The organism is Halobellus limi, assembly GCF_004799685.1.
In the GTDB taxonomy this organism is placed as follows: domain Archaea; phylum Halobacteriota; class Halobacteria; order Halobacteriales; family Haloferacaceae; genus Haloquadratum; species Haloquadratum limi.
Genome location: NZ_CP031312.1, coordinates 47,420 through 59,867 on the forward strand (window position 1 = coordinate 47,420; position 12,448 = coordinate 59,867).

10 protein-coding genes are annotated in these 12,448 nt (G+C 69.6%); 1 reads left to right on the forward strand and 9 read right to left on the reverse strand.

Going from position 1 to position 12,448, the window contains the following annotated elements; genetic code table 11:
- The first annotated feature begins 153 nt into the window (after positions 1–153).
- Entirely contained in the window at positions 154–2,001 is a 1,848-nt protein-coding gene (locus DV707_RS14860; protein ID WP_103992555.1) for a bacterio-opsin activator domain-containing protein, read from the forward strand.
- Between the two features lie 29 nt (positions 2,002–2,030).
- On the opposite strand, the gene DV707_RS14865 is transcribed toward DV707_RS14860, so the two are convergent.
- The 9 genes from DV707_RS14865 to DV707_RS14905 all read right to left on the reverse strand — a co-directional run bounded on the left by DV707_RS14865 (position 2,031) and on the right by DV707_RS14905 (position 12,445).
- Complete coding sequence (locus DV707_RS14865; RefSeq protein ID WP_103992516.1) at positions 2,031–2,879, reverse strand: VOC family protein; 849 nt, start codon at positions 2,877–2,879, stop codon at positions 2,031–2,033.
- A gap of 146 nt (positions 2,880–3,025) precedes the next feature.
- The gene (locus tag DV707_RS14870; protein ID WP_103992517.1) at positions 3,026–3,679 is read right to left on the reverse strand and encodes a cytochrome c biogenesis CcdA family protein; all 654 of its coding nucleotides are present in this window, start codon (positions 3,677–3,679) and stop codon (positions 3,026–3,028) included.
- The gene (locus DV707_RS14875) at positions 3,676–4,215 is read right to left on the reverse strand and encodes a TlpA family protein disulfide reductase (protein ID WP_103992518.1); all 540 of its coding nucleotides are present in this window, start codon (positions 4,213–4,215) and stop codon (positions 3,676–3,678) included. Before DV707_RS14875 ends, DV707_RS14870 begins: the two co-directional genes overlap by 4 nt.
- Positions 4,216–4,236: 21 nt before the next feature.
- A complete protein-coding gene (locus DV707_RS14880; RefSeq protein WP_103992519.1) occupies positions 4,237–4,902 on the reverse strand; it encodes an SCO family protein in 666 nt (221 codons plus the stop codon).
- A gap of 157 nt (positions 4,903–5,059) precedes the next feature.
- Positions 5,060–7,126 carry a beta-galactosidase gene (locus DV707_RS14885; RefSeq protein WP_103992520.1) on the reverse strand — a complete coding sequence of 689 codons (2,067 nt, stop codon included), beginning with the start codon at positions 7,124–7,126 and terminating at the stop codon, positions 5,060–5,062.
- 3 nt (positions 7,127–7,129) lie between these two features.
- Complete coding sequence (locus DV707_RS14890; protein WP_103992521.1) at positions 7,130–9,283, reverse strand: glycoside hydrolase family 36 protein; 2,154 nt, start codon at positions 9,281–9,283, stop codon at positions 7,130–7,132.
- On the reverse strand, positions 9,280–10,107 hold the full coding sequence (locus DV707_RS14895) for an SDR family NAD(P)-dependent oxidoreductase (protein WP_200820931.1): 828 nt from the start codon (positions 10,105–10,107) through the stop codon (positions 9,280–9,282). The genes DV707_RS14890 and DV707_RS14895 overlap by 4 nt, the downstream gene beginning before the upstream one ends.
- Positions 10,107–11,255: a galactonate dehydratase gene (dgoD, locus tag DV707_RS14900; RefSeq protein ID WP_103992523.1), complete on the reverse strand. Its 1,149-nt coding sequence runs from the start codon at positions 11,253–11,255 to the stop codon at positions 10,107–10,109. The genes DV707_RS14895 and dgoD overlap by 1 nt, the downstream gene beginning before the upstream one ends.
- Positions 11,255–12,445 carry an ABC transporter ATP-binding protein gene (locus DV707_RS14905; protein ID WP_103992524.1) on the reverse strand — a complete coding sequence of 397 codons (1,191 nt, stop codon included), beginning with the start codon at positions 12,443–12,445 and terminating at the stop codon, positions 11,255–11,257. The genes dgoD and DV707_RS14905 overlap by 1 nt, the downstream gene beginning before the upstream one ends.
- Positions 12,446–12,448 lie beyond the last annotated feature (3 nt).

Below are 12,448 nucleotides of genomic sequence, written 5' to 3' on the forward strand. Positions count from 1 at the left end.
GGGCGCGGTTCGGGGCGCGTCGCGGCGCGCGAGTGCGACCGCGGACATTATCAGCGGGGAACGGTCACCTCCGTGTATGAACGAGTCGTGTCGGCACGGACGGACGGTCGACGGGCGGGAGAGACCCGCCCGTCGGGGACGGACACGGATCGCATGAACTGGATCATCGCCCTCTCGATCGCACTGCGGCTGCTCGGCGTGGGTTACTCGGTCCTGCTGCTCGCCCGTACCCGCGACCGACGGTTCGGCTTTCTGACGCTGCTTCTGTCGTTTATGACTCTTCGGCAACTGCTCACGGTGCGGACGGCGAACACCGGACTCGAAGAGCTTCCCGGGCTCGTCGTGAGCGGGCTCACCCTGCTGACGGTGTATTACCTCTCGGAGTACGTCGACGAAGAAGACGCCGTCAAGACACGGCTGCAGACGGTGAACGAGCGGCTCCGGAGCTTTCGGAAGGCCATCGAGCACGCCGGGCACGCGATCTTCCTCACCGATCCTGACGGGACCATCGAGTACGCGAACCCGGCCGTCGAGTCGGTCACGGGATACGAGCCGGAGGAGGTGCTCGGCGAGAACCCGCGCCTCTGGCAGTCCGGAAAGCACGACGAGGCGTTCTACGCCGAGCTGTGGGAACAGATCGAGTCGGGAGCCGTCTGGGAGGGAGAGCTGACGAACCGACGGAAGTCGGGCGAGCTCTGCTGGATCGATGCGACGATCGCACCGATCACCGAGAACGGGGACGTCGAGCGCTACGTCGCGATCGAACGCGACGTCACCGAGCGAAAGGAGCGCGAGATGCGAATCGAGGGGCAGAACGAGCGTCTGACGCTACTGAACAACACGAACGAGGTTCTCCGCGACATCAACCGCGAGCTCGTCGCCGCGTCGACGCGCGAGGAGATCGAGTCGGCGGTGTGCGAACAGTTCGCCTCCTCGGACCTCTTCGACGCGGCGTGGATCGGCAGCCGGGGGCTCGTCGACGCCACGGTGAGCCCGCGCTCGTGGGCCGGAACCGACGTCGACTCGGTCGACGGCCACGTCGAGGCGTTGTGTGCCGGCGACCGCACGCCGGTCGAGCGGGCGCTGGAGGGGGACGGTCCCGTCTTCACCGACAGCGGCGAGGACGTGTCGGAGACCCCAGACGGGGAACGGAGCGTCGTGGTTCCGCTCGCGTACCGCGGCGCGGAGTACGGCGTTCTCGTCGTCGTGACCGACAACCCGAACGCCTTCGATCAGGTCGAATGCGGGATCTTCGCCGAACTCGGTCGCACCGTCGCCGACGCGATCAGCGCCGTCGAGAGCAAGCGAACGCTCGCTTCCGACAGCGTGACCGAACTGGAGTTCCAGTTGGCGGGCATCGACGAGCCGGTCGCGAATATGGCGGCACGCCTCGACTGTACGGTCACCGTCGAACACGTGGGGGCAACCGGCGACAGCGACCACGTTCAGTACGTGACCGTCGGGGACGGCGAGCCGGACGCCGTCACCGAGTACGCCGCCGAGGCCGATCACATCGACGCGGCACGACACCTCTACACGCACGGGGACCGTGCACTGTTCCGGCTGTCGGTCGACGGACAGTCGATCGTCGCGACGCTGGCACAGTACGGGGCGGGTGTCGAGTCGCTGTCGGTGTCCGGGACGAGCGGACGGTTGGTCGCACACGTCGCCAGTTCGAACGACATCCGAACCGTCGTCGACGCGCTCCGGGCGACCTACGACGACCTGACGCTCGTCGCACAGCGCGAGTGCGAGCGAGACGTCCAGACCGAAGCCGGGTTCAGGAAGCAGCTATCAGGTATGTTGACAGACCGGCAGCGCGAAGCGGCGCGCACGGCGTACTTCGCCGGGTTCTTCGACTGGCCCCGCGAGCACAGCGGCGAGGAGGTCGCGTCGATGATGGACATCTCGCAGACGACGTTCACACAGCACCTCCGGGCGGCCGAAAAGAAGCTCTTCTCGGCGCTGTTCGAGGAGACGGTGGCGAATCAACTGGAGTGACGTGGCCGCGATACGGACCCGAGCGTACGTCACTCGGCGCGGAGTCGGACCGTGACTCCGTCGGGAGCCTCGAACTCGATGCCACCGTCGCGCTCGGCGACAGCGACGTCGGCGCCGGCGAGGCGCTCGCGAACCGCACGCACCGCGGCGTCGTCGGGGACCAGCACCTCGAACCACGCCAGGCCGCGACCGCCCGCGGGGGAGGACCGCCCGTTCCAGGCGTTGAGTCCGAGGTGGTGGTGGTACCCGCCGGCGGCGACGAAAAGCGCCGCCCCGGCGTCCATCCGCACTTCGAATCCGAGCGTCTCGACGTAGAAGTCGCGGGCGGTCGGCACCGACGTGACCTCCAGGTGGACGTGCCCGAGCGTGGTCCCCTCGGGCGCGGTCGATCCGCCGTTCGACTCGGCGGCGATGTCGTCGAGATCGAGCGGGCGAGTCGCCATTTCGACGCCGCCGTCTGCCGTCCGCGGCCACTCCGCTCGCGGCCGGTCGCGGTAGATCTCGACGCCGTTCCCCTCCGGGTCCGAGAGGTAGAGCGCCTCGCTCACGTCGTGGTCCGACGCGCCGTCGAGCGTCCAGCCGTCGCTGATCCGTTCGAGCGCCGCCCCCAGCGCCGCGCGCGAGGGGAGGCGGAACGCGTTGTGGAACAGCCCCGCCTGATCGCGACCGCGGGGCGGGGCGTCCGCGTCACGGCGCAGGACGAGAAGCGGCGTGCCGTCGACGCCGAGCGTCGCGGTTCCGTCGTCCCGTGCGAGAACCGCGAGGCCGACGACTGTCCGGTAGAACTCGGTCACCGCGTCGAGGTCGTGGACGGAGAGCGCGGTGCGACCGAGTCGCGTCTCCGGGGGGAGCGAGGGAGAGTCTGCGGAGCCTGTCATCGTCCCGACTAGGTATCCCCGCTGGGAATCCATTTCGATTCGGGAGGCGGTTCCGGATCCGTCTCACACTGATCACTCTCACTTTGTACCGCCGAGCGCCACCCCCGTTGCCGGCGTTCGGTGGGAAGAGACGAGAGTAATCAGTGTCACAGCACGTCGAGGACGACGACGGAGAGGTAGATCTGTCCCAGTCCGGCGACGACGAGCAACGCGCCGGCGGCCTGCTTCAACCGTCCGGAGTACCCGCCGAACGAGCGCCAGGCGTCCACACCGGCGTCCGAGAGGAGGGTCACGCCGAGCAGCGGAACGGCGACCGTCGCGGCGTAGGTCCCGAGGACGACGAGCCCCCGCGTCGGAGCGAGCGACGACGCCTGCGCGACGACGCCCAGAAACAGCGGCACGACACAGCCCGCCGCCGCGAGCGCGTAGACGGCGCCGAAGACGCCGAAGCCGAGAAGCGACTCGGGGCGTTTCGGGAGCGGGATCGTCGGCGACGCGCGACCGGTGAGGACGAGCAGTCCGAAGACGACGAGGAGGCCGCCGATGACGGGTTCGAAGAGCGGGAGGACCGACGTGAGGCGCCGGCCGACCGCGAACACGAGCGCGGCGATTCCGCCGAGTGCGACCACCGCGCCCGTCGCCGCCGTGAGTCCGGAGACCACCGCCGGGGGGCGGTCGTCCTGCTGGAGGTAGAACCCGACGTAGCCGGGAAGCAGCGGGAACGCACAGGGGGCGAAGAATGTGGTGAGTCCCGCGCTGGCGGCGAAGGCGACGGCGCCGAGGAAGGCCGCGGAACTCACGGCTCTTCGAGCACCCGATCCAGTTCGGTCCGGATCGTGTCGGCGAGCGTGAGGCCGGCCTTCTGCCAGCGGATCGTCCCCGAGGCGTCCGCGACGGCGTGATACGGGATGCCGCCGGCACCAAGTGCTGCCATCAAGTCGCTGTCGGGGTCGACGCCGACGGTCCACGCGCCGTGGTGGCGGCGCCACCAGGCGCGGACGTCCCGTTCGGTGAGCGTCCCGCCCAGCCGCTCGTTCGTGATCGAGACGAACGCCACCCGATCGCCGTACTCCTCGTGGACGGTCGAGAGCACGTTCATCTGTTCCTTGCAGGGCGCACACCACGTCGCGAAGAGGTCGATGAACGTCGGCGTTCCCTCCTGGGGAACCGTGATCTCGCCCGCCTCGGACCCCGGCGCGTCGATCGTCTCGAAGGTGAGCGGAAGCCCCGAGGAATCCTCACCCGTCGGGGAGGGGAGGCCGCCGCGGACGGCGAGGACGCTCCCGCCGGTGAGTCCGAGGCCGCCGATCGCCGTCAGGAGTTGTCGTCGGTTCATTGGATGGATACGGCGGAAGGGCTACCCGTTCCGGACGGTTTCGAGGTCGTCGATCAGCCGTTCCGGGTCCGGCGAGTCGGTCCGGTAGGCCCGCTCGACGTAGCCGTCGGCGTTCACGAGGTAGGTCATCGCCGAGTGGGCGAACATGTACATATCCATATCGTCGGGGTGCGTGCGCTCGAACGTGACGCCGAACTCCTCCTCGACGGTCGCCTTCGCGCGCTCGACGGACGACGGACGCAGGAAGCGCCAGTTGCCGGCGTCGAGGGCGACGTTCATCTCTCCGGCGTAGGTTTCGAGGCGCTCGGCGTCGTCGCGCTCCGGGTCGAACGTCACCGGGAGGAAGGTCACCTCGTCGGCGTACTCCTCCCGGATCGAGTGCGTCTGCACGTTCCGCATCGACTGGATCAAGACCGGACAGACCGTGTTGCAGTGGCTGTAGAAGAACGTGTAAAGCGACGGCGTGTCGACCGAGCGGGTCGCGACCTCGGCGTCACCGATCGGGTCCGGCAGCGTCACGTCGGGAATCCGCTGGCCCCACGCGGGGTAGGGGAGTTCCTCGCTCGTGTACTCGCGGTCCGGTTCCGGGAGGACCACGTCGGGGTTCGAGTCAGAGAGGCCGAGACAGCCCGCGGTGCCGGCGAGGCCCGCGCCCGCGGCGCCCTGGAGGAAGGTCCGTCGTTGCATTCTGGGTGTATTGTGTCAGGTTCGCACGGCTATAAGCGAAGCGGTCGGTTCCCAACGAGTGAAAACGGTCGAGATCGTCCGAAGTCGTCCGAGAGAGGGTCCGATTTCGGGCGGACGGCGTCTAAACGAACGAAGGGAAGGGAAGGGAAGGGAGTGGCTATCGGAGCGAGACGTCCGCCAGTTCGGCATCGACGACGCCGACGTCGAAGCCGGGGATCGACGGATCGCCGACGTGCCATGTCGCGTCGGATCCGACGTCGACGTCGACGGGGTCGGAACCGAAGTTGAGGAGCCACACGTACCCGTCGCGCGCGGTGACGCGGACGGTCTCGGGGAACCGCTCGGCGTGGGAGACGCCCGCCCGGTCGAGGAGGTCGACGACGAGCGCGTCGGCGAGGTCGGCCTCGGGCCAGACGCCGCAGTAGGTCACGGAGCCATCGCCGAAGGCGTTGTCGAGGATCGCGGGACGCTCGGCCGCGACGCCGGCGGTGTACTCGCCGACCGCCGTCCCCCCGTCGGGAGCGAGCCACTCGGCCCACGTCCGGAAGTCGTACTCGTCGCCGCGGTACGAGAGTCGCGTCTCGATCGAGTCGGGGAGGCTCTCGTGTTGATCGACGCGCCCGCCGACGAGGTCGGCGAACGGGCCGGGCGCGAGGTCCGACTGGAGGCGATTCCCGGGGAGTTTGTACCCGGTTCGCGGGCCGACGAGCAGGTGACCGCCGTCGGCGACGTACGCCTCGAACTGGCCCGCGATCGACCCGTCGGCGAGGTGGACCGTCGGCGCGACGACGGCGTCGTAGCCGTCGAGGTCGACGTCAGCGCCGGGCGAGACGTCGACGACGTCGACCTGGAGACCCCGGGCGCGGAGCGCGCGGTAGAACGCGCCCACGAGGCCCCAGTAATCGAACTCCGGGGCGTGGGGCTGTGCGGAGAGCGCCCAGAGGTCGTCGTACGAGAAACACAGCGCGACGGGCGCGTCGACGCCGTCGAGTTCGCCGAGTGCCTCGAACTCGGCGGCCGCGCGTTCGGCGTCCTGATACCCGCGGTCGGGCGAGCCGTCGTGCTTCCGCAGGCCCGCGTGGTACTGTTCCTGGCCCTGCCGACAGCGGCGCCACCGGAAGTAGGAGACGACGTTCGCGCCGTGGGCGACGGCCTGGTGGGCCCACAGCCGCATCGCGCCCTCGCCGGGCTGCGGACAGCGCGGCGGCCAGTTGACGTCGCCGGGCTGTTGCTCCATCACCCAGAAGCCGTTCGGGCCGCGGTAGAGGTCGTGGTTGAGGCTCACCTGGTCGGGGTCGCCGGCGCGGAGTCGGTCGTCGGTGACCGCCTCCGTGTTCCGATCCTGCGCGAAGCCCGTGGGGTAGGAGTCCCAGGTGGCGAAGTCGAGCGCGTCGCCGACGCTGAAGGCGTCCAGCGTGTCGAAGTGGCCCATGAAGTTGTGCGTCACGAACCACTCGTCGTTCGCCTCGCGGATGATCTCGGCCTGCAGCTGGTTGTAGTCGACGACGCTCCCGTTGGCGAACCGGGCGTAATCCAGCAGGCGCGAGGGGTGGTGTTCCGCCGCGGTGTGGCGCGGCGGGTCGATTTCGTCGAAGGAGCCGTACCGCTGGCTCCAGAACGCCGTCCCCCACGTCTCGTTGAGAGCGTCGACGTCCCCGTACCGCTCGCGGCACCACTCGCGGAACGCCGCCGCGCAGTCCTCGCAGTAGCAGCGGACGGTCTCGTGGCAGCCGTACTCGTTGTCGGTCTGCCAGCCGACGACCGCGTCGACGTCGGCGTAGCGCTCCGCCATCTCCCGCGCGATCCGCGCGGACTCCTCCCGGTAGACGTCGGAGTTGAAGCAGTAGTGGCGGCGGCTCCCGAACGCGCGGGTCGTCCCGTCGGGCTCCACCTGGAGGATCTCGGGACGTTCGTCGACCAGCCACTTCGGCGGCGTCGCCGTCGGGGTACACAGGACGACGTCGATGCCCGCGTCGGAGAGCAGCGAGACGGCGGTGTCGAGCCACTCGAAGTCGAACTCGCCGCGTTCGGGTTCGAGCCGTCCCCACGAGAACTCGGCCATCCGGACCACGTCGATGCCCGCCTCGGCCATCTGCCGGACGTCGGTCTCCCAGCGCTCGCGGGGCCAGTGTTCGGGGAAGTAACAGACGCCGATCCGCGGGGTCGCCGCGGCTGTAGCGGGCGCGCGATTCGTTCCGTCGTCGGTGTCGATGTCGTCAGTCATAGCTCAGCGTGGAAATTCGAACTCGTTGGGGCCCGGCGCGGCGGTCAGTTCGACGAGGGCGGCATCGCCGCAGGTCTCGTCGGTCCGCCACGTACCGGGGGCCGAGGCGAACAGCGTCGTCGGCTCGTCGGCGTCCACAGACACCGAGAGCGTTCCGTCGGTCCAGTCGACCGCAGTCACCTGCGCGGCCGCGTTGGCCAAGTGCTCGGCACCGACGAGCACCGGTCGCGGGTCCGAGGTCGACGGTGCGCAGTGGACGAGCAGGCAGCCGTGGGGGTCTATCTCCCGTTCGACTGGCCCGGCGTGGAGCCGCCGAGCGTCGTCAGCCGGCGCGAAGGCCTCCCACGCCAACCCGTCGCCGCCGGCGTCGATATCGACGTATTCCGCGGGATCCACCCGAACGCGACGCGACTCGTCCGACCAGTTGAACGCCGCGACGGCGACCGCGCCGTCGGCGTCGCGCTCGCAGACGACCCGTTCGGGGAGCTCTCGGGCTCCGAAGTCGTCGACGCGACCGTCTTCGACCGGCGGAAGCGTCCGTTCGAACAGCCGTCGGCCAGCCTCGTCGATCTCGCTCACGGCGTCGCTCAGGAAGTTCGAGCCGCCCGTGAGCGCGACCAGCGCCGCGAACGACTCCCGCTCGGCGGCGGTGAGTTCGGTCGTCCACCGGACGAGTTGGCAGTCCGGGTCGTTCACCCAGAGCCGGCGGTGGCAGAACTGGCGGTTGAGGACGTTTCGGACGGCGTTCTCGTGTGCCGGCTGGCTGGCGCTGTCGCCCTGGCGCCGCCAGTACGGCGCGGTGTCGGGCCCGACGCGCATCGCGTCGACGAGGCCGACGCTCGGGAAGCCCGGCGCGCCGCAGCCGAGGACGAACGCGTCGCCGACGGCGTCCCGGACGGTTTCGAGCCCCCGCCGATACGCCTCCGCCCGCGTCACGTCGGCGTGGCGGTCGCCGGGCAGCGCCGCGGCGTAGAGGAAGTCGAGTTTGAGGTACTCGAAGCCCCACTCCCCGACGACGGTCTCGAACGTCTCGGCGAGCCAGGCGGCGACCTCGGGATGCGTGACGTCCAGGGCGTACATCGGCCCGTGGCGCGCGCCGGCGTCGACCGGGTCGCCGCCCTCGGTGACGAGCCACTCCGGGTGCTCGTCGGCGAGGCGGGAGTCGGCCTGGACGTAGAACGGCGCGAGCCAGAGGCCGGGGTCGTAGCCCGCGGCCTCGACGTCGGCGCGCAGTTCGGCCATCGAATCGAAGCCCGCCGCGAGCGTGCGCCAGTCGCCGAACGCCGTCTCGTAGCCGTCGTCGATCTGCACGAGGTCGACATCGACGCCCCAGTCGTCGAGGTCGGCCGCGTTCTCGCGCACGTCGTCGGCGGTGACGTCCGTGAAGTAGTGGTACCACGAGCACCACCCGGTCGGCACCGACTCGGGGACGCGCGCGTCCATCCGGTCGCCGACCGCGTCGGCGAGGTCGGTCAAGGCGTCCGAGACCGGCCGGCCGGCGTCGATTCGGAGCGTCGCGCTCTCGCGGCGGTCGCCCGGGGCGAGTTCGACGCCGTCGAGCGGGCAGACCGCGGTGAGCGACGTCCCGTTTCGTTCCGAATCGGCCCGCAGGTCGAACCGCGTCAGGTAGGCGTCGTGCTCCAGGAAGCCGAGCGCGAGCCGGCCGGGGTCGCCCGAGAGCGCCGTGACGGCGTGACTCGTCGTCGCGTCGCGCGGCGCGGCGAGGTCGACCATCTGGGGCCGGTCAGCCGGCTTCTCCTCGGGGAAGGACTCGTCGAGGCGCAGCGTCGCGGTCGGCGTCCACGACTGATAGCCGTGGACGAACGCCCGGTCTGTCGGTCCGAACGGCGTCGCCCCGTCGAGGACGTCTATCGCCTGGAGTCGAATCGGCTCCGTCGAGCGGTTCTCGACCGCGACGGTGACGTCGACGGCGCCGTGGTCGCTGTCGTCGAGTCCGGCGTCGACAGCCGAGAGCGACACGTCGACGTCGAGAGCGGCAGACGCGCTCTCCGCCCCCGCTGCGTCGGCGAGTCGAACGCCGACGGTTCCGGAGGCGAGCGGTTCGTCCGCGTCACCCGCGGTGGCGGCTTCGACCGTGAGCCGTCCCGTTTCGTCGTCGTACGCGACGACCGTCGGGTCGGTGGCGACTCGCGTCACCTGCCGTCCTCCCGATCGTCGCTCGCGTCTGGGTCAGCCTCTCGCCGCGCCCGGTAGTCCGGGAGCGTCCCGTCCTGCATCACGGCCGAGCGGCCGCCGTCGACGAGGAGGTTCGCGCCCGTGACGAACCCGGCCTCGTCGCTCGCGAGGAAGGCGACCGCCGCGGCGACGTCTGCGGGTTCCCCGAGTCGTCCGACCGGATGGATCGACTCGATCTCGCGGCGCTCCTCGTCGCTCATCTCCGAGAGCGTGCGCTCGATGGCGACCCAGCCGGGGTTGACGGTGTTGACGCGGATGTCGGGTCCGAGATCCAGCGCCATCGCCCGCGTCATTCCGTCGATCCCCGATTTGACCGCGTTGTACGGGAACATCTCCGGCATCGTCAGGAAGGCGTGATTCGAGGAGGTGTTGACGATCGCCCCCTCGTCCATCCGCGCGGCGGCCTCCTTCGCGCAGAGCCAGAAGGCCCGGAAGTCCGTCTCGACGACGAACTCCCAGTCCTCCATCGTCGCCTCCGCGACGCCGGTGTTCGTCTCGACCCCGGCGTTGTTCACGAGGACGTCGAGGCCGCCGTAGGTCTCGACGGTCGCCTCGAAGAGCGCGGCGATGTCGTCCGGTTCTCGCATGTCCGCGCGGACGAAGACGGCCTCGCCGCCCTCGGCCTCGATGTCGGCGACGGTCGCCTCGCCGGCCTCGCGGGTCCGGCCGGTGACGACGACGCGCGCGCCCTCCCGGGCGAGGCGCTTCGCGACGCCCGCACCGATGCCGCGCGTCGAGCCGGTGACCACGGCCACTCTGTCGGTGAATCGGTCCGCCACCGCGATCACCACTCCGCGACGCTGCCGTCCTCGTGCCGCCAGACGGGGTTGTGCCAGTCGACCTCGTCTGTGACCTCGCGGACGCGCCGCTCGTCGATGTCGATTCCCAGTCCGGGGTCGGTCGGCAGTTCGACGTAGCCGTCGCGGTACTCGAAGACCGAGGGGTCCGCGAGGTAGTCGAGCACGTCGCTCCCCTCGTTGTAGTGGATGTCGAGGCTCTGCTCCTGGATGAGCACGTTCGGCGAGCAGGCGTCGACCTGCACGCACGAGGCCAGAGCGATCGGCCCGAGCGGGCAGTGGGGAGCCATCGCGACGTCGTAGGCCTCCGCCATCCCGACGATCTTCTTCACCTCGGTGATGCCGCCGGCGTGAGAGAGGTCCGGTTGGATGACGTCGACCGCGCCGTCCTCGAAGATCTCCTTGAAGTCCCACCGGGAGTACATCCGCTCGCCCGTCGCGATCGGCGTCGTGGTGTGTTCCGCCAGTTCCGGGAGGCAGTCGTTGTGCTCGGGGAGGACGGGCTCTTCGATGAACATCGGGTCGTACGGCTCCAGCGCCTTCGCGAGGCGTTTGGCCATCGACTTCGAGACGCGGCCGTGGAAGTCGACGCCGATGTCGACCTCCGGGCCCACGGTCTCTCTGACCGTCGCGATCCGCTCGCGCGCGTCGTCGATCGCCCCGGGGTTGTCGATCCGCCGGAGTTCGGCCGTCGCGTTCATCTTCAGGGCGCTGAACCCCTCGTCGACCTTCTCCTGGGCGGCCTGGGCGACCCCCTCGGGGCGGTCGCCGCCGACCCACTGGTACACGCGCACGCGGTTCCGCGCGCGGCCGCCGAGCAGTTCGTAGATCGGCGCGCCGAACTGCTTGCCCTTGAGGTCCCACAGCGCCTGATCGATGCCGGCGATGGCGGACATCAGGACCGGCCCGCCGCGGTAGAACCCGCCGCGGTACATCGTCTGCCAGTGGTCCTCGATCGGCGTCGGGTCCTCGCCGAGGAGGTAGGTGTCGAGCAGTTCCTCGACGGCCGTCTCGACCGTCCGGGCGCGGCCCTCGACGACGGGTTCGCCCCAGCCGACGCGGCCGTCGCTCGTCTCGATCCGGAGGAACAGCCACCGCGGCGGGACCTGATAGAGGTCGTAGTCGACGATCCGCATCACTCGACCACCTCCTCGATCTGGTCACCGTCGGCGTCCGATCCCGAGTCCGATCGGGATTTCGCGCCCTCGCGGTTCGGGATGGCGTCGTCGCGGTCCGGAACGTCGCCCTCGCGTTTCGTCTTCAGCGACTCGCCCGTGTCGGGGTCGAAGAGGTACAGCGCCGACTCCGGGAAGGAGAACGACACCGTCTCGTCGGTTCCGGGCCGCTTCGTCGGGTCGATGCGGGCCGTTACCTCTCGGCCGCCGAGCGTGGCGTACAGGAAGTTCTCGTTGCCCATCGGTTCGAGGACGTTCGCCGTCATCTCGATCCCGTCGTCGACGAGCGTGATGTCCTCGGGGCGGATCCCGACGCGCACGGTGTCGAGGCCCTCGACGGGGGAGGCGTCCGAGAGGTGGTAGGTGAACGCGCCGGGGCCGTCGAGCCGCGCGCCGTCGACCGTCGCGTCGAAGACGTTGATACTCGGCGAGCCGATGAAGTCGGCGACGAACTCGTTGACCGGCGTGCGGTAGACCTCCTCGGCGCTGCCGACCTGCTGGAGCGTGCCCTCGTTCATCACGGCGATCCTGTCGCCCATCGCCATCGCCTCCGTCTGGTCGTGCGTCACGTACACGGTAGTCACGTCGAGGTCGTGTTGCAGCGTCTGCAGTTCCGTCCGCATCTGCGATCGGAGCTTCGCGTCGAGGTTCGAGAGCGGTTCGTCCATCAGGAACACCTCGGGGTCGCGGACGATCGCGCGCCCGAGCGCGACCCGCTGCTGCTGGCCGCCGGAGAGCTCCTTCGGCTTCTGGTCAAGCAGGTCCTCGATGCCGAGCATCTCGGCGACATCTTCTACCTGTCGGTCGATCTCGGCCGCCGTCTGCTGCGTCGAGAGCTTCAGGCCGAAGCCGATGTTCTTCCGCACGTTCATGTGCGGGTAGAGCGCGTAGTTCTGGAAGACCATCGCCACGTCGCGGTCGCGGGCGCGGCGGTCCGTCACGTCGCGGTCGCCGAACGTGATCGTGCCGCTCGTGACGTCCTCCAACCCGGCGATGCAGCGCAGCGTGGTCGTCTTCCCGCAGCCGGAGGGGCCGACCAGAACGAGGAACTCGCCGTCTTCGATCTCCAGGTCGACGTCTTCGACCGCGACGACCGTCCCCTCGCCGTCTCCGAACTCCTTTCGTACCGTATCGAGTGTGATTCCTGACATAGT

Coding starts and splice junctions, on each gene's coding strand:
- DV707_RS14860 (WP_103992555.1), top strand. CDS start 154: ATGAACTGGATCATCGCCCTCTCGATCGCACTGCGGCTGCTCGGCGTG.
- DV707_RS14865 (WP_103992516.1), bottom strand. CDS start 2,879: ATGACAGGCTCCGCAGACTCTCCCTCGCTCCCCCCGGAGACGCGACTC.
- DV707_RS14875 (WP_103992518.1), bottom strand. CDS start 4,215: ATGAACCGACGACAACTCCTGACGGCGATCGGCGGCCTCGGACTCACC.
- DV707_RS14880 (WP_103992519.1), bottom strand. CDS start 4,902: ATGCAACGACGGACCTTCCTCCAGGGCGCCGCGGGCGCGGGCCTCGCC.
- DV707_RS14885 (WP_103992520.1), bottom strand. CDS start 7,126: ATGACTGACGACATCGACACCGACGACGGAACGAATCGCGCGCCCGCT.
- dgoD (WP_103992523.1), bottom strand. CDS start 11,255: ATGCGGATCGTCGACTACGACCTCTATCAGGTCCCGCCGCGGTGGCTG.
- DV707_RS14905 (WP_103992524.1), bottom strand. CDS start 12,445: ATGTCAGGAATCACACTCGATACGGTACGAAAGGAGTTCGGAGACGGC.